Below are 19,950 nucleotides of genomic sequence, written 5' to 3' on the forward strand. Positions count from 1 at the left end.
GACTAGGCCGCCTCCGGGCGGGACGCCTCGCCGTTCATCGGCTTGTCGATCGAAGCGCCGCCATGGGCCGCGCGCGCGGGCTCGACACGAGAGGACGGATACGCGGCCTCTCCGGTCGCCAGGTAGGCGAGCACCAGGTTCGAGAGCGTCTCGGCGTCGTCGAGCATCGCGGCGATCCGGCGCTGCAGGTAGTTGTAAGCGGCCACGGCCGGCAGCGCGACGCCGATGCCCACGGCCGTCGCCACGAGCGCTTCCGCGATCGCCGCCATGACCGCGGCGGAGGCGACCTGGCTCGCGGCCCCGCCGCCCGCCGCCCCCGTGGCCTGACCGAGCTGCTCGAACGCCAGGATCACGCCGATGACGGTGCCAAAGAGGCCGACGAAAGGCGCGTTGTTGCCGAGGGTCCCGAGGTACGCGAGCCGCGCCTCGAGCGCCTTCCGCTCGGCGGCCATCGCGCTCTGCATCCCCTTGTCCGCCGCGGCCGACCCGCGCTGCGCGAGCCTCAAGCCCGCGCGGGCGACGATCGCCCCGACCGACCGCATCGGCCGGAGCGCGTCGAGCGCGGCGGCGACCGAGCCATTCGACAGGTGCGCGTCGAGCTCGGCGGCGAGCGCTCGCACGTCGTCGTCCTTCGAGCGGAAGTAGAGCCAGCGCTCGATCGCGATGGCGATGCTGCCCGCCGAGAGCGCGAACAGGAGCCACAGGACCCAGGACGCGCCGGACTGAACGAGCAGGTTCTTGACCGCTACAACGGTGTACATCTCATCTCCTCGGGTTCGTGTGCTCGGCGAGCCGCAGGGTCAGTTGATTCGTCGCGTGGCCGTTCATCCCATCACCTGCCCCTCGAGCTCAGAGATCCGCCGTGGTCTTGACGTAGAAGCTCCGTCCCGGGCGCGGCGTGCGGAAGAAGTCGAACACACGCTCATCCGTGAGGTTCTGCATCTCGAGCGTCGTGCTCAGGCTCGCGCGGTCGCGCCGGACGACGTATCCGAGCCCGGCCGAGTGCACGAGCTGCGAGGGGATCACCTGCTTGGACTCACGCCGGCCGAGGCTCTCCCAGGTGCGGAAGTACTCGTGTACGTAGCGGCTGTTCCACGTGAGCGCGACCTCGTCCTCCGCGGCGAAGACGCGGTGAAACAGGAGGCGCGCGGAGCCGTTGGCGAAGAGGTACGGGCGGTTCGGGATGCGATCTCCCTCGAAGGCGCCGAACGCCCCCTCGCTCGAGGTGTTGCGGAAATCGAGGTAGGTGACGTTGCCGTCGAGCGCGAGGTGCTCCCCGGGCGAGGTCCATCCGGCGGAGCCTTCGACGCCGAGCGACCGCGCGCCGTGGACGTTCTCGTAGCTCTGGTCCCGATCGTTGCCGAGCAGCACGATCAGCCGGTCCGCCGCGCGCAGGAAGCCATTGCCCGTCGCGCGAAAGGCGCCCGCCGGCGTCTCGCGGGCGTCGAGGGTGAGCCCGAGGTTGACGTTGTGGCTGATCTCGGGATCGAGCCCGAGGTTGGCCGCGATGAACGTGTTGTCGCCGAAGACCTCGTCAGGGCTGGGCAGCCGCGTCGCCCACTCGTAGGAGGCCTTCCCGTAGAGCCACGGCGTGAACCTGTACCGGAGCGCGTCGCCGATACCGAAGCGGTGGGTGCTCCCGTCGCGGTCGCGCGCAGGATCACCGGCGACCGAGCTCTCGCTCGCGACGCGCTGCACGTACTGCTTGGCGAAAAGAAGGTTATCGAGCCGGTCCTCGAGCAGGTCGAGGTCGTACTCCAGGCCGTTCACCAGCGAGAGCACGCTGCGGCGGTCGGCGAGCGGATCGGGGCTATCCGGGTCGCTTTGCCGGCGCTCATCGCCCGTCCGTGTCACGTAGGTCGGCGCGACGGCCAGGCGGACGGCGTGCGACGGCCGGATGCGCCATTCCACGTTGAGGCGCGCGAAGGCGGAATGGTCCCAGAAGACCTGGTCGTGGGGGACAGCGTCGGTCTCGCCAGGCTTGCTGTCCTCGGGGTCGCAGCGTCCCATCCAGTCGTAGTCGCAGGTCGCGACGTCGAGGAAGCGCCCTCGGACGTACGCATAGCCGCCCACCGCGTCGAGCGACACGCCGCGCCCCAGCGGCTGTTCGTAGCGGAGGTTCACGCCTGCCGAGGTCTCTCCGTACGTCACGCCGCCGTACGGGACCCTCATGACGAGCCTGTGCTGGTACTCCTTGTCGTAGTCGGTCACGAAGGCGCGCAGGCGCAAGCGCCGCGCCCACGGCCGATCGACGACCCCGAGCTCCACGTGGCCTCCCGCGCTGCGGTATGCGTCGTGAAAGCGGTAGACGCGCGCCTGCGAGAAGCGCCCGCGCTCGTCCTCGACCTCGATCTCGACGGGGTAGTCGTTCTTCGCGTAATCGAAGAAGCCGCTCGCGCGGGCGAACAAGCCGCTCGGCCTGTGCAGGTGGCTGCCGGCGAGCGCCGCCCGGTGGGTGTCGAACGAGCCCACCTCGTAGGACGCGCCGGCGCGCGATTCGCAGAGGTCCTGATCGGTGATCAGGTCGACCGCCCCGCCGAGGGCGTCGGCGCCGAGGCGCACCGGGACCACGCCGCTGTAGATCTCGACGCGCTCGACGAGGCCTACCGGCACGTTCGAGACGCCGAAGGGATAGCCGGCCAGATCGAGCGGCACGCCGTCGAGGAAGAACCGCACCTGATCGCCCGTCAGCCCGTTCAGCGAGAAGCGCGTGGCCGAGCCGAGGCCTCCCTCGCGGCGCACGCCGACCCCCTGCGTGCGCGCAAGCACCTCGCCCATGTCCGAGGACTCCCGCTTGACGCGGTCCGTCTCGACGACCGTCACGGCCTCGGCCGACTGCCGGCGCCGCTCGGCTTCCGACGGCCCACGCACGGTCACCTCGATCGGGGCTTCTTCGCTGGATGGCTCGAGCGCGCGCCCGCCGAGCGCGCCGCTCGCAGGCGCCTCCGGGAGGTGAAACTCGTACGCGTAGAGGATCCGGGAGGCGACCGGGGTGTCCCCCCGTCGCGCAGGCGAGAACAGGAAGCGCTGCGCCGCGGCCTGCGCCGCCTCGTCAAAGCCGTGCCCCGCGGCCTGCGCCACGTCCGCCGCCGACACCCGCCCATCTGCCTCGATGCCGAGCCTCAGCACGACGGTCCCCTCCCGGCCTTGCGCGAGGGCGGCCGCCGGGTAATCGGCCTCGACGAACGAGGTGAGGACCGGCGGGTGATTCTCCGGCGCCTGTCGGGGTTCATCGGCGGCGCCCGAAGGCGCTTCGCCGTCCGGCGCGGCGTCCTGGGCCGGCTCCGCCGGCGAAGCCGCGCCGGCGTCCTGCGCGTGCGCGGCCCCGCCCGCGAGAAGAGCTCCGGCCGCGACGAAAGCGGCGGCGCCGGCGCTCCTTCGCGCCCGGGACGGGCGCGCTGGGCCTCGACGCGCGGGAGCCTCGGTGTTCATGCGGCTCCATCTATAGCAACGAGATACATGTTGCAACAGTTTTGCATGTGCACTCAGGATGCCGTTCATGGCCGCGCGCGCGGCGCTCCGCGCGGGCTCTCTGGGCGGGCAAGGGAGGGGGGACATCGCGCGCGGGGAGGGCGCCGCGCGCGTGGGTCGGCCGGTGCGTGCTGCGGCCCGCGGCGATTCCCGGGTGATCGCCGCGGGCCGGCGGGAGATCTCGGAGGCCGGGCCGGGCTCAGCCGGCGGGCGCTTCCCTGAGCGCGGCGCTCGTCTCCACGTCGCGCCCGTCGAGCCTGCGGAACTCTCGGTTCACCATGACGAGCACGAGGAGGAACATCGCGACGTCGATCGCCGTGGTCCCCCAGTAGACCCCGCTCACCCCGACGAGCCTCGGGAGGAGCCACATCAAGGGGATGAAGAGCACCACCTGCCTCAGGAGGGCGACCACGCTCGCGAGCTTCGCCCGCTCCAGGCAGGGGAACAGCACCAGCGCGTTGAAGACATACGGCAGAAGGGGCAGCACGACGATGTAGATCCGGAAATCGAGCAGCTGCTGCGCGGTGAACTCGGACCCCGGCAGGAGGAAGCCGAGGACCGCGTTCGGGGCGAGCATCATCGCGAGCCAGAACGGCAGGACGAACGCGACCCCGGCGAGCCCGAAGAGGCTGAAGGCCCGCTTCACCCTGACGTAGCGCTGTGCCCCGTAGTTGATCCCTTCCACCGGCTGCAAGGCGCGCATCAGCCCGAGCATCGGGGTCAGCATGAACAGGAAGAGGCGGTTGCAGGCGGCGTAGAAGGCGACGTCGTTCTCCGTGCCCTGGCCCGAGACCGCGTTGAAGACAACGACGTTCTGGGCGATGCCCATGATGGTCAAGATCATGCCCGGCATGCCCAGGGAGACGATCTGCTTCCGGATCGCCGGATCGATGCGGATCGTGCGCCAGGCCGTGTCGAACGAGGCGCGCCCCCTCGCGAAATACAGGAGCCCCACGACCGAGTACACGAGCATCGCCGCGTTGGTGGCCCACGCCGCGCCTTGCACGCCCCAGCCGAACGTGTGGATGAACAGCGGCTTCAGGAGGACATCCACCAGCAGGCCGAGGGAGATCATCCACGCCGCGGTCTTCATCTTGCCTTCGCCGCGCACCGTCATGTTCACGGCCAGGCCGTGCACCCAGAACACCGAGCCGAGCGCCGTCACCTTGAAGTACTCGGTGCCGTACGCGAGGATCTCCCCGGTGCCGCCCATCATGCGCACCAGCGGCTCAGCGAACACGTAGGCGAGCACGGTGTAAGGCAGGCTGAGGAGCAGCGACAGCCCGTTCACGCTGCCCAGCAGGCTGTGGAGCTTGCTCTTGTCGCCGGCGCCCAGGTAGATGCTGAGCGCCGTGCCCGCGCCCGTCCCGACCAGGCTGCCGAGGCCGAGCGTGATCTGGGACAAGGGGTAGGCGATGCCGACGCCGGCCAGGGCGCTCTTGTTCATCAACTGGCCCACGAACACGGCGTCCAGGAAGGCGTTGAGCCCGTAGAGCACCATGGCCAGCACCGCCGGCCACGAGAGCTCCCACATCACTCGCGTCAGCTTCCCCTCGAGGATGAACTGCTTCTGCGTGTCTCTATCGTTCATGGCACAGATCTCCGTCGATTCGGTGTCATCGACTCCACACGGCCGAAACCGCGCCGCCCTCCACGCGCGCAACGACAACGCAGCTGGGAGAAATCTGTTTTCATGACGTCCCCACATCGAGAGCGCAGACGTGAGCGTCCGCAGGCGCCAGGGTGCCCGCGAAGCCACCTCCTCGGACGAACGCGATCCGACAGGCAGCCCCAGGGCACACCGCGCCCCTGCTCCTCCCTCTCCAGCGTGCTTGCTCTCTCCTAGCATACGCGCCGGCGCAGATGCAATTGATTTTTATTTTCATCGCACGGGGCGACCGGCGGGAGCAGCATTTCGACCGCGATCTGGAGGGATTTTCTGCCGATCGGCCGCGGAGCGCGCGGCGGTCGGCGCCCGTTGCCCGAGGGTGATCGCGGGGCCCCGGCGTCGCGCCGCGCGAGGATCCTCGGCCTCGGGCTGCGCGCCGTAGTACATAGCCACGAGCACATCCCTGGAAGGAGCGCGCGATGGCAAAGCTCATGGTCTTCGAGATGTTCTCCAAGTCGGATATCGAGGCGCTGCTCGACGCCGGCATCATCGTCAACCTCGCGTTCGACGCGTCGCACCCGAAGCAGGAGAAGACGGTCCACCTCGAGCTGCTCATCGACGCCACCCAGGAGGCGATCTTGCGGCTCAGGAGCCGCCACAACGGGACGTACATCAAGCTGAAGGGCGCGCTGATGCAGGGCGAGGGCACCTACAAGCTCGAGTGCCACACCTTCGATCAGGACATCGTCGACAGCTCGCCGAAGTCCTATGAGATCCGTCAGAACCGCGCGATCGTGCGGTACGGCGACGCCGGCACCGTCATCCAGGACATCGGCTGGTGGTGAGCGCCGGCGCCGGGTGGCCGGCCGGCGCCGGAATCGGTGGCCGCCTCCGGATAATGGACCTCAGGTAGCGACGGTGGGGAGCCGCGGCCTCATCGAGCCGCTCGGCCTCGAGTCTCCCTCAACGCACGCACCGCCAGCACCAGCTCCTCGAGCGTGTCGACGATGCGGTCGGCGCCCGCAGCCTCCAGTTCGGCGCGCGACCCATAGCCCCAGGTCACCCCGATCGCCACGAGGCCGTGCGCCTTGGCGCCGAGCACATCGTGTTCTCGGTCGCCGATCATGCAGGCGTCAGCGGGGGTGAGCGACTCGCGCTCGAGGGCGTGCGCGATGAGCTCGGCCTTGGTCGAGCGCTCGCCGGACAGCTCGGCCCCGTAGACGCGGGGCACGTGCGAGCGAAGGCCGAAATGGTCGACGATGCGCTCGGCATAAACGGCTGCCTTGCTGGTGACGAGGCAGAGGCCGTGGCCCGCCTGGCAGAGCTGCGCGAGCGCCTCTGGCACACCGGGATACACGCTGTTCTCGAACAGGCCGAGCGTGCCGAAGCGCTCGCGATAGACGCGCACGGCCTCCTCGATGCGGGCGCTGTCGCGCGTCGCCAGGATCTCGGCGAATGCCTGGCGCAGCGGCGGACCGATGAAGCGGCGCACCTCGGCGAGGCTGATCGAGCCGTGCCCGAGCACATGGGCCGCGTGCACGAAGCAGGCGGCGATGCCAGGGGCCGGATCGGTCAAGGTGCCGTCGAGATCCAGAAACAACGTGCGCATGGCGGCGCACGTAGGGCACCGAAGGGGGCGGCGGCAAGGGTCGCGAGGAGAAGCATGGGCGGCGCGTCGGACCCCGCGCGCCCGGCGCGCCCCGCGAAGCCGCTGCTGCAGGGAGAGTGTTCGGAGGAGCGTATTCCGGACGGCGTTCGCGTCGTGCGCAGCCTCTCGGAGCTTCACGCGATCATGCAGGGCACCTTCCGCCACGTGAGGTGAGCGCGGCGATTCGCCCTTGATGTCGCGATCGAGAGCCTGACATGTCACGGTCGTCATCACGCTCCGGCCGTGACGCCGCGCGCCGCCGGGGCCACCTGCGCTACGCGCGGGGTCGAGGCTGGGCCGGGCGGCTGGGCGCGTAGGCTCGAAGAAATGCGCGCACCCCCTCGACGAGAAGCTCTCGCATGCGGGCGTCGTTCGGGGCGATCGCCGGCCCGAACGCGTTGGCGGCGAGCAAGAAGGTCAGCGCGATGAAATGATCGGCCGCCTGCCGGGGGTTCGGCGCGTCGAGCAGCCCTGCACGCGCAAATTCGGCGAACCGCTCCGCGATCGCCTCTTCCGGAGCGTTCATCATCCAGTGGTCGCGACCGCGCAGCTGCGACAGATGAACGGACTCCATCGTCACCAGCCGCATGAGGGCAAGGTAGTCCACCGAGCCGAGCATCTCGGTCACGATCCGCGCCGAAAAGGTGATCAAGGCGTCCTCCAGGTCCGTGACGTGCGTCAAGGTGTCCTCGATAGCCCGTCGGGTCGCCGCCATGAGCAGGTCACCTGTGGACTCGACGACGGCCAGCAAGAGAGCCTGTTTGTCGCCGAAATAGTCATACACCGTCCTCTTGGAGACGCCGGCGCGAGCGGCGACGGCATCGACGCTCGAGCGGTCGAACCCGTCGGCCAGGAACAACTCCCGGGCCGCCACGAGGATGGCGGATCGCTTTTGCGCGGACCCTTCACGAAGAGCCTTTTGTGCGCCGGTGGAGGACATGCACCTCCAGGTATAGCCCATTTTGGCCTCATTTTGCCCTGGCCTTTGTATACTACACCGTGTAGTGTAGTCGACGTCAGAGCTCCCCGGGCCGAGTGGACCGCGGTCGGCCGCTGCTTGCCCTGCCTCGTGGCAGCGGGCGGGTCGCGCCGATCTCTCGCGGATGCGCCCTCCGCCGCTGCGAGCTCACACCGAAGGAAGGCGGACACATGGCGACTTCGCGGAACAAGAAGATCCTGATCTCCGGCGCGAGCATCGCCGGCCCCGTGCTCGCGTACTGGCTTCACAGGTACGGCTTCCAGGTCACGGTGGTGGAGAAGGCTTTCGCTGTGCGAAGCGGCGGCTACCCCATCGACATCCGGGGCACCGCGATCGACGTCGTGAAGCGCATGGGCGTGTTGTCGCGCATCGCAGCCGCGCACATCGACTCACGCAAAATCACGTTCGTCGATGGCGACGGCGCGCTCATCGGGTCGATCCGGCCCGAGGCGCTCACCGGCGGCAAGGAAGGCCGGGATCTGGAGCTGCCTCGCGGAGAGCTCACGACGGTGCTCTACGACGCCGTCCGAGATGACGTCGAATTCCGCTTCGGCGACTCCATCACCACCTTGAACGAGCACGGCGGCGGCGTCGATGTGCACTTCCAGAGCGGCCTGCAACGCCCCTTCGACCTGGTCATCGGCGCTGATGGATTGCATTCGAACACACGGCGGCTCGCCTTCGGGCCCGAGGCGCAGTACCACCGTTATCTCGGCTACTGCTTTGCAGGTTTCACCATCTCCAACACCCTCGGGCTCTCTCACGAGGCGTTCATCAGCAACACGCCCGGGAAGGCGGCCGTGCTGTTCGCGGCCGGCGACAGCGATCGCCTGCACGCCTTCCTGACCTTCGCCCGTCCCCAGCCTCCCTTCTCGGAGTTCGCCGACATCGAGGCGCAGCGAAGGTTGACCGCCAGTGTCTTCGCCGGCGCCCGCTGGGAAGTACCGCGGATGCTCGCCGCTCTGCAGGAGGCCACCGATGTCTTCTTCGACGTCGTCAGCCAGATCCGCATGCCTCGATGGTCGAAGGGGAGGGTCGCCCTTGTGGGAGACGCGGCCCACGCGCCGTCGTTCTTGTCGGGCCAAGGTACGAGCACTGCCATGGTCGGCGCCTATGTCCTGGCGGGGGAGCTGGCTACCCATTCCGACCCTGGCGCCGCCTTCGCCTCGTACGAGCGCGTCATGAGGCCGTTCGTCGAGGTGAACCAGTCGCTCGCCAGCGGCGGCGCGGCCAGCCTGATCCCCGCCACATCGCGAGCGCTGTGGATCCGGAATCAAGCGCTCCGGGTGGCACCATGGCTGACGCGCACGGGGCTCCCCGGTCGCAAGGGCCGGAAGGCCTCGACGGCGCTCACCCTCCCCCTCTATGGCGTGTAGGCCCGAGGATAGCTCGCGATCGCACGTGCTAAGAATTTAGCACGCTATGCTTGCTAAATTCTTAGCACCAGGCTACGGATGGACGTCATGCCGAAGCCGCCGCTCACGCGCCGAGAGCGCGAGATCATGGACATTTTGTACCGCCTACGGCGCGCGACCGCGCACGAGGTGAAGGACAACCTCGAGGATCCGCCGAGCTACTCCGCGGTCCGCGCGCTGCTGCGCCTGCTGGAGGAGCGCGGGCACGTCAAGCACGTGGAGGAAGGGCAACGCTACGTCTACACGCCGGTCGCGGCCCCGAGCGAGGCTCGCAGGAGCGCGCTGGCGCAGGTCGTGCGGACGTTCTTTGGAGGCTCGGTCGAGCAAGCGGTCACCGCGCTTGTCGACACGTCGAAGTCCAAGCTATCGCGGGAAGAGCTGGATCGCATCGCCCAGGTGATCGAGCGCGCCAAGAAAGAAGGGGGTTGAGATGAGCCCGATCGAGATGAGCCCGCTGCCGTTCCTCGTCGATGCCGCGCGGGGCGCCGTGCTCCTCGGGCTCGCCCTCGCGGTGATGCCGCTGCTCCGCCGCGCGCCGGCCTCCACACGCCGGCTCGTGCTGGTGCTCGGGCTCGCGGCCGCAGCGCTGGTGCCGGTCGCCTCGCGGCTCGTTCCGGCGTGGCGCGTGCTGCCGGTCGCCGAGCTTGGCGTCGCGGACGCGAGTAGACCATTCGCCGAGCCCATCGGGGATGCCATTGCCCCGCCCTCCGTCGAGCCTGTTTCCCACGCCGTGGCGCAGGCTCCGTTCACGCCGGTCGCTCCGGCGAAGCAGTCCTTTCCATGGGGCCCGGTGCTCCTTGCCGTGTGGGCGCTCGGGGCATTTGCGGTGCTCGCTCGCCTGGCCCATGGCCTCGCCAAGGCGCGTGGGATCGCCCGGCGCGCGACCCCGCTCTCGTTTCCCGGGATCACGGCGACCCTCGGCGAAGCGCGCATGAACGCCCGCGTGTGCGTCAGCTCCGAGATCGATGTGCCGGCGGTGACCGGGGTCTTCTCGGCGGTGGTGCTGGTGCCGCGGGAGGCGCTCGAGTGGAGCCAGGCGCGCTGGCGGGCCGTGCTGTTGCACGAGCTGGCGCACGTTCGGCAGCGCGATTGTCTTGCCCAGATCGTGGGGCAGCTCGCCTGTGCAATGCACTGGTTCAACCCGCTTGTGTGGCTCGCGGCGCGCAGGCTTCGCATGGAGCGCGAGCTCTCGGCGGACGAGCGGGTCCTGGCGAGCGGGGCCCGGCCGACCGAATATGCCGAGCACCTGCTGGCCATTGCGACGAGCGCGGCGCGGCTCCGTGAGGTGCCGGGCGGAGCGCTCGGGATGGCGGAGCCCTCGCAGCTCTTGGCGCGGGTCGAGGCCATCGTGCGACCGCGGGCGGGGTCTCTGCGCACGTCGGCGGCGCGGGGCATTGCAATCACCGCGTCTGCTGCGGCGCTGCTCGGGGTGGTGGCGTGCGTCACCGCCGGCAAGGAAGGACCTGTCGCGGCTGTGACGGCCAATCCGGCCAATCCGTCCGGGAAGTCGGAGCCGGTCGCTCCTGCACCGGCGGGCGCGTCCGTTCCGACCTCTACCTCCGCCGTTGCTAGCTCCACGCCGGCCTCTCTGGCCCACCTGACCGCGGAGGTCGCCTCCGTGCTGGGCGCCCCGGCCGATCGCCTGGAGCTCACGATCGATCGCGACATCCAGGCGATCGTCGATGAAGAGATGAAGCGGATGGCGGACGAATGGCACCCTGTCGCCGCCACTGCGATCGTGCTCGATCCAAAGACCGGCGAGGTGCTGGCCATCCATGATCCGAGCACCGCCGCGGCGCCGCGCATCAGCGGCTCGACCATCAAGTCGCTCACCGTCGCGGCCGCTCTCGATGAGAGGGCCATTGCGGTGACCGACCGGTTCTTCTGCGACAAGGGAGCGCGGAGCTATGGCAAGGAGATCCTCCGCGACGCGAGGCCGAACGAGTGGCTCGACGTGCCGCAGATCCTCACGCTCTCATCGAACATCGGGGCCTCGCGGATCTTCGACAAGCTGGGCGGCGAGGCGCTCGGGCGCTGGCTCCGGCGCTTTCATTTCGGCGAGGCGATGAGCATCCAGCTCCGCGGCGCGCCGGTCGGCGAGGTGCCTCCGGTCATCGCGGACGGCTCGCTCCGCGGCGTGGCCCTGGCATCGGGCCATGGCGGCGCGATGGCCAGCCCGCTTCAGATGGCCGCCGCTTATGCCGCGATCGCCAATGACGGCGTGTTCAATGCGCCGACGCTCGCCCGGCGCGCCCGGGGCGCGGACGGCAGCGTCCGCTTCGAGCACCACGTGGAGAACGAGCGCGTGCTCCGCCCGGAGACGGCGCGGGCGGTGATGGGCATGCTGGAGCGCGCCGTGAGCGACGAGCAGGCGACGGGCAAAGCGGCGCGTGTGCAAGGCGTGCGGGTCGCCGGGAAGACCGGCACCACGGACGAGCAATCGGCGGCGGGCGAGCCGCGTAATTACGCGAGCTTCATCGGGGTCGCGCCGGCCGAGCAGCCGCGTTTCGTCATCCTCGTCGGCGCGGTGGTCGCCGCGGAGGACGCGACGGGTGGCAAGGTGGCGGGGCCGGTGTTCGCGCGCATCACCGCGCGGGCGCTCGGGCGCTGATTCGAGCGCGTCGAGGGCGCCCACGTCGAGGGGTACGCGCCCCCGCCCTCTCCCCGGCTACGCGATCCGCTCCTCCCAGTCGATCCGGTACGCGTGCACGCGCTCCTGCGCGGCGGCGCCGATCCGCAAGAACAGCGGCAGCGCCCGGTCGCGGAGCCACCCTGCGACAGGCCCCGAGACCGCCTTGCGGCTGCCGTTGCGGCGCGCCTGGCGGACGATCGCCTCGACCCGCGGCCGCCGCAGCCGCTCGAACGCCGCGAACGCTCGCTCCGGCTCGGGCTCGTCCCGCAGGCACCTCGCGAGGAGCATCCCGTCCTCCATGGCCAGCGAGGCGCCCTGGCCGGCGTGCGGCGTCGCCGCGTGCGCCGCGTCCCCGATCAGGCAGACCCGGCCGGCGTGCCAGCGCGGCATCGTCAGGATGTCGTGCAGCAGCCACGGACCGAGCACCTCGGGCGTCGCGCGCACCACGTCCGCGATCCAGCCTGGATCGCCCTCGTGGAGCGCGAGGATGCGCTCGCGGAGCGGCCCCGGCGCGGCGGCGCCCTCCGGCGCGGGCTCCCCGCTGTTGTGGAACCACCAGACCTCGCCTTCCGGCGCCGCGAACGCGCCGAAGAACGCGCGGCGGCCAAAGACCATCACGCTCCAGCCAGGCTGAAGCGGCGCGCCGGGGCAGCGCGCGAAGCCGCCGAAATCGATGAGGCCTGTGTATCCCGGCGCCGGCGCGCCGGGCAGCGCCGCCGCCCGCGTGCGCGATCGGACGCCGTCGCACCCGATGAGCACGTCGCCGCGCGCCTCGCCGCCGCCCTCGAAGCGCGCCACCACCTCGCGCGGATCCGAGCAGTCCACCCCCTCGAGCCGCATGCCGTACCGGATCGCGACGCCCCGCCGGGCCGCCTCCTCCGCGAGCGCCGCGTGCAGCGCGCCGCGCCGGATCATCACGAGCCCCGCGCCGAACCGGCGCGCCGCGTCGCGCTGATCGATCACGCCGATGCGCCGCCCGCGGGCGTTCTCGAACCGGATCCCGTCGCACACAGCGCCCCGCGCCTGCACAGCGCCCGCGACGCCCAGATCCGCGAGCACGTTCATCCCGTTCGGCGCGACGCCCAGGAACGCGCCCTCCTGCTCCAGAGGGGCCGCGCGCGCCTCGAAGATCGTCGCCTCCACGCCGATCCGCTGAAGGAACATCCCGAGCACCGGGCCCGCGATGCCCCCGCCGACGACCACCACCCGCCGCACACCTCGCTGTGTCATCTCGCCACCTCCGACCTCGATTCCTGGCCAGCATGGGTGGGACTGACGCTCATTGCCAGTGATGATCCGTGATGATAATCGTCACCAACCGTGAACTTGTCGACGCTCGACCTCAACCTGCTGCTCGTCCTGCACGCGGTGCTCGAGGAGCGGAGCGCGGCGCGGGCGGCGCGGCGGCTCCGCGTCACGCCGTCGGCCGTGAGCAACTCGCTCGCGCGGCTGCGCGCGCAGCTCGGCGACCCGCTCGTCGTGCGCAGCGGGCGCGGCCTCGTGCCCACGCCCCGCGCGCAGCAGATCGCGCCGCGGCTCCGGGCCGCGTTCGGCGAGATCACGGGCGCGATCGAGGGGGATCGCGCGTTCGACCCGCGGGCGACCACGCGCGCGTTCACGCTCGCGCTCTCGGACCTCGACCAGATCTGCAGCCTGCCGGCGATCGCGCGCGCGGCCGCGGCCGAGATGCCGCGCGCGACCCTCCGCGTCGTGAGCGTCGACCACCTCGAGGCGACCGGGGGGCTCGGCGGCGGCGACGTCGACGCGACCATCGCGCCCGCGCACCCGCTCCCGCCGGGCCACCACGCCGCGGACCTCTTCGAGCAGGACAGCGTGTTCGTGGTCCGCCGCGGTCACCCGTGCGCCCGCCGCCGGCTCACGCGCGAGGCGTTCAACTCGCTGCGCCACATCGACATCCACATCGCGCTCGGGCGCGGCGGCATCGGCAACCGCGCCGCCGTGGAGGCGCTCGCGGCCCAGGGGCTGCGCCGCGAGATCGCCGCCGCCGTCCCGACCTTCTCCGCCGCCGCGGTCATCGCCGCGAACACCGACCTCGTCGCCGCCATGCCCCGCCGCATCGCCGAGGCGCTCGCGCGCCTCGCGCCGCTCACCCTCCTCGAGCCGCCCGTGGCCGCGCTCGTCTTCCGCATGCAGCTCGTCTGGCACGAGCGGACCCACGAGGACGAGGGCGCCCGCTGCTTCCGGGAGCTCGTCATCGCCGCGCTCCGGGACGGCCCGCGCGCGCGAGGCCGCGCGGCGGAGGGCACGAGGAAGAAGCCGAGTGGACCTCGGGATTCGAGGCCTACGCCCCGCTCACCGACAAGGCGATGATGCGGGCGCTCGGAAGGCCGCGGGTCACCGGCAGGGCCACCGGCCGCCGTCGAGGTCGAGCGGCATCTCCATGCTGTTGAAGCCCCAGGCGTTCGCCTGTTCGCAGAAGAGCGACCTGTCGGTCATGTGACCGGAGAACGGATCGTCGTACTCCACCTCGAACACCGCCTTGCCGTTCGCCAGGAAGGAATCGACGAGGAGCTCGCACTCTTCATACTCGAAACACTGCTCGTTCAGCGTCCAGTCGAAGTACGGCCACAGGTCCGCCGCCTGCTCGATGTCGCCCTTGAGCCCCACGGACAGGCCCACCGAGTGGGCGAGATCCGCGATGAACACGTTGTAAGCGAGCTGGTCTCCATAGCGGAGGGGGAACCCGGAGTCGTTGGCGTAACCGTCGACCTCGTCGGGCTCGATGGCGTCGAAGCCCTTGTCCTTGCAGACCTGGAACCGGGCCAGCATGATCGGCCTGAGGACATCGATCTGCCGGATGTCGAGCCAGAACGAGCCTTCCCAGTGGTAGTCCGGGTTGCCTTTGACCGACTCCGGGAAGTCGCCGGCGTCTGGCCGATAGTCCTCGAACGCGCCGACGTCGACGTAGCAGATGACCTTGGCGCCCTTCGCGTGCAGCGCGGCCACCGTCTCGGCCGGCGTGAACTCCCAGTCGAGGTCGTAGACCGTGGGAGGCGGCGACTCGATGGGCGCTCCCGTGGGATCGACCAGGCCCATGTCCCTGGGGTCGTTCAGGTCCAGGGCGTGGTCGATCATCCAGTGCCACGACGTCTCGAGCGCCGGGATCCAGACGCCGGGGCCCCCGCCGGCGGATGTCGATGAGGCGGACGCCGATGAGGTGGACGTCGACGCCGGCGTGCCCGAGCTGTGGGGCGACTCCGGGCGCGAGCCCCCTGCCCCGCCCGGATCCACGCCGGTGTCGCCGCACGCAACGGGCACCGCCGCGAGGACGAAGATCAACGACTTGACCACCGCAGGCCACGATCGATTCATGATTTCAGCTCCTGTCCTCGCCACGGCACCTCGCGCGCGCGCGCTGGTACTCCGGCCGCGCGGCGATCCGCTCCTGGTAGGTGACGAGCTCGTCGGGCAGCGTCTTGCCGAGCGCGCCGCGATAGATTCCGATCGCGGTGCTCACGGAGATGTCGGCGAGCGTGAGGCCCTCGCCGGCGAGAAAAGGCATGTTGCCGAGCATGCCGGTCGTGAAGCGCAAGGCCTTCTCGATGCTTGCCTCGTGCGCGCGGACCGACCAGTTGCGCTTGTCCGCCTCCGGCGCGCCGAAATGTGCTGTCAGCAGGGCATTGACGGCTGCCCCGAGGGTCGCTTCGCCGAACACGGCCATTCGCAGCACGCGCGCGAGCGCCGGATCGCCCTTGCCGGGCAGGAGGGGCGTGGGCCCGTAGTGCTGCGCCACGTAGAGCATCATCGCGACGGACTCGTGGATCGCCACGCCGCCCTCGTCCTCGAGGAACGGCACGGTGCCGAGCGGATGCAGCGCGAGGTAGGCTTCGCTCGGCGGAAACGAGACCATCTCGACCTGGTAGGGCAAACCCATCTCTTCGCACTGCCACATCACGCGCAGGCCGCGGGCCCCGCGCGCGAAGTTGTAGACCTTGATCATCGGTGGTCTCCTTGCTCGCGATCCATGGTTCGAGAGGCGGGCTGGCCGCGGCCCCATCTGACCATGAAGGCGGGGAGGCGGGAAGCCCATGGGAAGCTCATCGGTCGAGCGACGCCGGACTCGCGAGCAGCGCGCGCGCGCGGCGGTCGCGCAGCCAGAGCCCCGCCCAGAGGAGCGCGGCGATGTAGATCGGAAAGAGCGTGTGGCTGAAGAGCGGGCTCCCGACCCGCACGTGGATCGCGATCGCGCCGCCCAGGTAACCGGTCCACAGAATCGCGCCGAGCACCGCGGTGCGCGGGATCAGGTACGTCGCCAGACAGGCGATCTGAAGGTAGCCGAGGGTGGGGACGAGGCTGACCGGGAATCCGAGCTGGGCCGTGGCTGCATCCGCGGGGAACAGCTGCAGCACCTTCACCGCGGCATCGAACGTCAGGAACAGCACGCCCAGCCCGCTCAGGACGTGCCCCGCCCACAGCGCTCGCCTGGACGGCGCCGCGCCGGGCGCTGCGACGCTGGTCGGCGCCTCGGCCCGGGGCGCGGTGGTGAGATCCTGGTCACGATGATGGATGCTGGTGGAGATCGCGGTCATGGGTGCCTCCGTGCTGGGATTCACCCCGTAGACCCCCGGCCCCGCCAGGAATCATCGGTCGCCTGAAAAAAATCGCCGCGCCGCCCCTGACCGGGCGCCCGGCCCGGCGGACGCGCTCCGGCGCGGGGCGATGCTGCGCGAACGCGAACGCGAACGCGAACGCGAACGCGGGCGCGCCGCTCGCCGCCGTCGGCACGAGCCGCGCCTTCGTCCGGTGGAGAGCCCGCACGGTCCGGCGCTGGTCTCCTTGACAAGGTGGGGCAGCCGTCGAATACGTTTATTTTCCACGATGCGAGAGGGCGGCACGAGGGGCTGGAGTCCCCCTCCACGGATACGTGGCGACTCGTTCACGGCGGGCTCCCAGGACCGCGAGGCAATCCATGAGCATGTATTATTCTCATCTGCTCGTCCCGCTCGATCCGAGCTTGGCCTTCAAGGCGGAGGCGATGACGGCGTTTCTCGAGGCCGCAATGAGTGCTGGGTTCGTCGGGAAGAACTCCGAGCGGTTTGTGCGGACGGACCCCGGGCCCGTTGGGTCCTTCGTGTTCACCATGTCGCGCGGGATGCCCAAGGCCGGCAAGGACCGCGGGCGCAATCCGGGCTCGTGGCTGCGTCCCGACTCCGCGGAGGAGCTCTGCCATTCCCTGGAGAATGATGACAACGTTCAAGCCACGATCTGGAGCGAGTTCCGACCGAAGCGACCGCCTCTGCTTGCGCTCGAAGCGCTTCAAGGCGGGGCGCGGGTCGACATGACGCAAGCGCAGTTCGACGACGTCTACTACGTCGCGATCACATGCCATCGCACCCAGGTGCCCGTGTCGATGTCCGCCGACAGCGACTCCGAGGACGCGGCGCTCGATTTCGGAGCGCGCATGGATCTCGTGGACGTTCCGCCGTATGCTATCGCCAATTACCCCTACAAGGCCGGGCACATGGAGATCGCCGGAATCGCTGCCGCTCGTTCATGGGTGAGCATCACCTTTGGCAACTACGTTTTTCCGCCTGCCCGGCTCTTCGAAGACCTGTTCTCGCGCGAGGGAGGTCTTCCCTTTGCTGTGCCCGACTTCACGGCGCTCGCCGAGCGATGCCTCGGCTGCGATCTCCGCCAAACGTGCCATTTTTGCTGACGTGCCTCCCCGTGTCCAGAGATCCGGCTCCGCAGCTGCCCACCCGGCGGCAGCAGCCGACGTCACTATGTGGCTCAGCCGCAGGTCGTTGGGCAGGCAGATGAGACGACATCGGAGAACCAGATGAGCCCGGACAAACTCGCCATGTGCAGCTGGCCCGACCTCCCTCCGCGGTATGCAACAGCGCTCCGCGCGGTCGTCGCGTTTGTATTCGAGACCTTCGAGCCGCGGGCGATCGTCGCCGCGGGGTCGGTCGTCCGCGGCGCAGGTGATCGAAGCAGCGATCTGGACGTCTTCGTCGTACAGGAGCGTCCGTACAAGCAGCGCCTACAGCGGTGGTTCGGCGACGTTCCGGTCGAGATCTTCGTCAACCCGGCACGCGCAATTCGAGCGTACTTCGCCAGCGAGCACGAGCGCGGTCGCCCCTCCGCGGCGCACATGATTGCCACCGGCTTCCCTGTGTTCGGCGGCCAAGCGATCGACGGCCTGCGGGACGAGGCCGCCGAGTGGCTGAAGAAGCGCGCCGTACTCACTCCGGATGAGGACGCGTCCGCTCGTTATTCAGCAGCGACGCTCCTGGAAGACGGCGAGGACATCGTGGAGCGCGATCCCGCCATGGCGAGCGCGTTGCTCGGGGAGGCGGTCATGGAGATGCTCCGGTACCACCTCCGCGCCGAGCGCGGGACGGTGCCAGGGAACAAGAACCTGCTGCTCGAGGTCGAACGCAGCGACCGTGAAGTCGCCGAGGTGGCGCGTCGCTTCTTCGGGGTCTCCACGCTCGAGGAGCGCCAGCTCGCAGCGCGAGCCCTGGCTGACCGCACCATCCGTGCACGGGGCTTCTTCGAGTGGGATTCCGAAAGGGTCCCCGTGCCGGAGGACTGACACGGAGCTCCGCCCAACGAGGGCTTGCTGACCGACGCGCGGGTGCGCTGCGCACCCCACACGCAGCGGAAGCCGCGTCCGCTCTCCAATGCGTCGCAGCGTTGATGTTCATGGTACTCTTTCCTGGCCCCTGAACGCAGCCCCCACCCTCCAGAGGAGCATCGCAATGTCGAAGGTCGTCGCAATCATGTCCATGTCGCTCGACGGCTACGTCGCCGACCTCAACGATGGCGTGGCCGAGGTGTTCGACTGGTACGCCAATTCGGGGGACGTCGAGATCCACACCGGAGGGTCGGATCCCATGACGTTCAAGGTGTCCGGGCCGAGCGCCGAGCACCTTCGCGGTCTCACGTCCGAGCTCGGTGCCATGCTCACCGGTCGACGCACGTTCAACTTCGCCCAGGGCTGGGGCGGAAATCACGCTTGGGGACCGGCTTTCGTGCTCACCCACGACATCCCCGCCGGATGGCCGCGACCCAACTCGACTGTCCACTTCGTGACCGACGGCATCGAGAGCGCCGTGAGCCAGGCCAAAGCCGCCGCCGCCGGGAAGTCCGTCGGGGTCCATGGCGCCGACACCATCCAGCAGCTCCTGAATGCTGGGCTCCTCGACGAAATCCACGTCGACATCGCGGCGGTTCTTCTTGGCTCCGGAGTTCGACTCTTTGACCACCTCGCCCGCACGCCAGCCGTCCTTGGCAACCCGACGGTGATCGCGGGCGTCGGCGTCACACACCTACGCTACCCGGTACGCAAGGCGTAGTCCTGCTGGCGAGGGCTGTCGAATGGGCGACGGGAGACATCACATTTACGAGGCTGCGGCGGGCAGGGACAGTACCATGACGACCTGGATCAGCGGAGTCTGCGAAACGAACGGCATCACCATCCACTACCTCCGAACTGGAGGCGGCAAGCATCCCGTCGTCCTGCTCCATGGATTGATGGGGAGCGGCGCTTGCTGGACTCCCCTGGCGCGGGCGCTCGAAGCTGAGTTCGACGTCATCATGCCCGACGCCCGAGGGCACGGCGGCTCGAGCGCGCCGCACAACGGATACCGGTACGACGATCACGCGAGCGACGTCGTGGGCCTCATCCGCGGCCTTTCGCTCTCTCGTCCGGTCCTGCTTGGCCACTCGATGGGCGGCATGACCGCCGCGGTGGTGGCGAGCCGAGGGGCGGGGGTCCTCCGCGGCCTCATCCTTGTCGACCCGACGTTCTTGAACCCCGAGCGCCAGCACGAGGTGTGCGACAGCGACGTCGCCGATCAACACCGCCAGGTCCTCGGCTTGCAGAAGTCGGACCTCGTTGAGCGGGCCCGAGCCCGACACCCGCATCGCTCGCCCGAGATCATCGAGCTCCAGGCCGAGGCGAGGCTGAAGACCTGCATGGACGCGTTCGATGTCCTCACGCCGCCCAACCCCGCGTACCGCGACGTGGTGAGCGCGATTGACGTCCCGAGCCTGCTCGTCATCGGTGACGACAGCCCCGTCGTCACGCTCGAGATGGCAGCGGAGCTGCGGAGCCTCAACCCACGCGTGCGAATCGAACAGGTGCAGGACGCCGGCCACGGCCTTCCCTTTGAACAACCCGAGCGCCTGGGAGAGGTGGTCCTGTCGTTCTTGCGTGAGCTGGCGTAG

19 protein-coding genes are annotated in these 19,950 nt (G+C 69.6%); 10 read left to right on the forward strand and 9 right to left on the reverse strand.

Going from position 1 to position 19,950, the window contains the following annotated elements; all coding sequences use genetic code 11:
* Nucleotides 1–2 precede the first annotated feature (2 nt).
* From WMF46_RS39960 to WMF46_RS39970, 3 genes are all read right to left on the reverse strand, one after another.
* Nucleotides 3–761 carry a MotA/TolQ/ExbB proton channel family protein gene (locus tag WMF46_RS39960; protein WP_437982016.1) on the reverse strand — a complete coding sequence of 253 codons (759 nt, stop codon included), beginning with the start codon at nt 759–761 and terminating at the stop codon, nt 3–5.
* 88 nt (nt 762–849) lie between these two features.
* Nucleotides 850–3,432 carry a TonB-dependent siderophore myxochelin receptor MxcH gene (gene mxcH, locus WMF46_RS39965; protein ID WP_437982017.1) on the reverse strand — a complete coding sequence of 861 codons (2,583 nt, stop codon included), beginning with the start codon at nt 3,430–3,432 and terminating at the stop codon, nt 850–852.
* A 238-nt stretch (nt 3,433–3,670) separates the two neighbouring features.
* Complete coding sequence (locus WMF46_RS39970) at nt 3,671–5,062, reverse strand: MATE family efflux transporter (RefSeq protein ID WP_437982018.1); 1,392 nt, start codon at nt 5,060–5,062, stop codon at nt 3,671–3,673.
* Between the two features lie 497 nt (nt 5,063–5,559).
* Here WMF46_RS39970 and WMF46_RS39975 point away from each other — a divergent pair, with 497 nt between their 5' ends.
* Nucleotides 5,560–5,925, forward strand: coding sequence for a hypothetical protein (locus WMF46_RS39975; protein ID WP_437982019.1), 366 nt, complete (start codon nt 5,560–5,562; stop codon nt 5,923–5,925).
* Between the two features lie 89 nt (nt 5,926–6,014).
* Here WMF46_RS39975 and WMF46_RS39980 read toward each other — a convergent pair whose 3' ends face one another.
* The gene (locus WMF46_RS39980) at nt 6,015–6,689 is read right to left on the reverse strand and encodes an HAD hydrolase-like protein (protein ID WP_437982020.1); all 675 of its coding nucleotides are present in this window, start codon (nt 6,687–6,689) and stop codon (nt 6,015–6,017) included.
* Nucleotides 6,690–6,743: 54 nt separating this feature from the next.
* On the opposite strand from WMF46_RS39980, the gene WMF46_RS39985 reads away from it, so the two are divergent.
* The gene (locus WMF46_RS39985; protein WP_437982021.1) at nt 6,744–6,902 is read left to right on the forward strand and encodes a hypothetical protein; all 159 of its coding nucleotides are present in this window, start codon (nt 6,744–6,746) and stop codon (nt 6,900–6,902) included.
* 100 nt (nt 6,903–7,002) lie between these two features.
* Here WMF46_RS39985 and WMF46_RS39990 read toward each other — a convergent pair whose 3' ends face one another.
* Nucleotides 7,003–7,668 (reverse strand): TetR/AcrR family transcriptional regulator, encoded by a 666-nt coding sequence (locus WMF46_RS39990; protein WP_437982022.1) that lies wholly within the window; start codon nt 7,666–7,668, stop codon nt 7,003–7,005.
* A 209-nt stretch (nt 7,669–7,877) separates the two neighbouring features.
* Between WMF46_RS39990 and WMF46_RS39995 the strand changes: the two genes are divergently transcribed.
* From WMF46_RS39995 to WMF46_RS40005, 3 genes are all read left to right on the forward strand, one after another.
* Nucleotides 7,878–9,083, forward strand: coding sequence for an FAD-dependent monooxygenase (locus WMF46_RS39995; protein ID WP_437982023.1), 1,206 nt, complete (start codon nt 7,878–7,880; stop codon nt 9,081–9,083).
* An 87-nt stretch (nt 9,084–9,170) separates the two neighbouring features.
* Nucleotides 9,171–9,551, forward strand: coding sequence for a BlaI/MecI/CopY family transcriptional regulator (locus WMF46_RS40000; protein ID WP_044969989.1), 381 nt, complete (start codon nt 9,171–9,173; stop codon nt 9,549–9,551).
* 1 nt (nt 9,552) lies between these two features.
* Nucleotides 9,553–11,733 carry a penicillin-binding transpeptidase domain-containing protein gene (locus WMF46_RS40005; protein WP_437982024.1) on the forward strand — a complete coding sequence of 727 codons (2,181 nt, stop codon included), beginning with the start codon at nt 9,553–9,555 and terminating at the stop codon, nt 11,731–11,733.
* Between the two features lie 57 nt (nt 11,734–11,790).
* Here the strand turns inward: WMF46_RS40005 and WMF46_RS40010 are convergent, their stop codons facing one another.
* Nucleotides 11,791–12,984 (reverse strand): FAD-dependent oxidoreductase, encoded by a 1,194-nt coding sequence (locus tag WMF46_RS40010; protein ID WP_437982025.1) that lies wholly within the window; start codon nt 12,982–12,984, stop codon nt 11,791–11,793.
* A 90-nt stretch (nt 12,985–13,074) separates the two neighbouring features.
* On the opposite strand from WMF46_RS40010, the gene WMF46_RS40015 reads away from it, so the two are divergent.
* Entirely contained in the window at nt 13,075–14,085 is a 1,011-nt protein-coding gene (locus tag WMF46_RS40015; RefSeq protein WP_437982026.1) for a LysR family transcriptional regulator, read from the forward strand.
* Nucleotides 14,086–14,109: 24 nt separating this feature from the next.
* On the opposite strand, the gene WMF46_RS40020 is transcribed toward WMF46_RS40015, so the two are convergent.
* From WMF46_RS40020 to WMF46_RS40030, 3 genes are all read right to left on the reverse strand, one after another.
* Nucleotides 14,110–15,087, reverse strand: a complete 978-nt coding sequence (locus WMF46_RS40020) for an endo alpha-1,4 polygalactosaminidase (RefSeq protein WP_437982027.1) — start codon at nt 15,085–15,087, stop codon at nt 14,110–14,112.
* A gap of 4 nt (nt 15,088–15,091) precedes the next feature.
* Nucleotides 15,092–15,715 carry a glutathione S-transferase family protein gene (locus tag WMF46_RS40025; RefSeq protein ID WP_437982028.1) on the reverse strand — a complete coding sequence of 208 codons (624 nt, stop codon included), beginning with the start codon at nt 15,713–15,715 and terminating at the stop codon, nt 15,092–15,094.
* 97 nt (nt 15,716–15,812) lie between these two features.
* On the reverse strand, nt 15,813–16,304 hold the full coding sequence (locus tag WMF46_RS40030; RefSeq protein WP_437982029.1) for a DoxX family protein: 492 nt from the start codon (nt 16,302–16,304) through the stop codon (nt 15,813–15,815).
* 425 nt (nt 16,305–16,729) lie between these two features.
* On the opposite strand from WMF46_RS40030, the gene WMF46_RS40035 reads away from it, so the two are divergent.
* The 4 genes from WMF46_RS40035 (at nt 16,730) to WMF46_RS40050 (ending at nt 19,950) form a co-directional block, all read left to right on the forward strand.
* Nucleotides 16,730–17,431, forward strand: a complete 702-nt coding sequence (locus tag WMF46_RS40035; RefSeq protein ID WP_437982030.1) for a hypothetical protein — start codon at nt 16,730–16,732, stop codon at nt 17,429–17,431.
* Between the two features lie 123 nt (nt 17,432–17,554).
* Nucleotides 17,555–18,313 (forward strand): nucleotidyltransferase domain-containing protein, encoded by a 759-nt coding sequence (locus tag WMF46_RS40040; RefSeq protein ID WP_437982031.1) that lies wholly within the window; start codon nt 17,555–17,557, stop codon nt 18,311–18,313.
* 166 nt (nt 18,314–18,479) lie between these two features.
* Nucleotides 18,480–19,076, forward strand: coding sequence for a dihydrofolate reductase family protein (locus WMF46_RS40045; RefSeq protein WP_437982032.1), 597 nt, complete (start codon nt 18,480–18,482; stop codon nt 19,074–19,076).
* Nucleotides 19,077–19,152: 76 nt separating this feature from the next.
* A complete protein-coding gene (locus tag WMF46_RS40050; protein WP_437982033.1) occupies nt 19,153–19,950 on the forward strand; it encodes an alpha/beta fold hydrolase in 798 nt (265 codons plus the stop codon).

Source organism: Sorangium sp. So ce117 (assembly GCF_051524395.1).
Lineage (GTDB): Bacteria > Myxococcota_A > Polyangia > Polyangiales > Polyangiaceae > Sorangium > Sorangium cellulosum_B.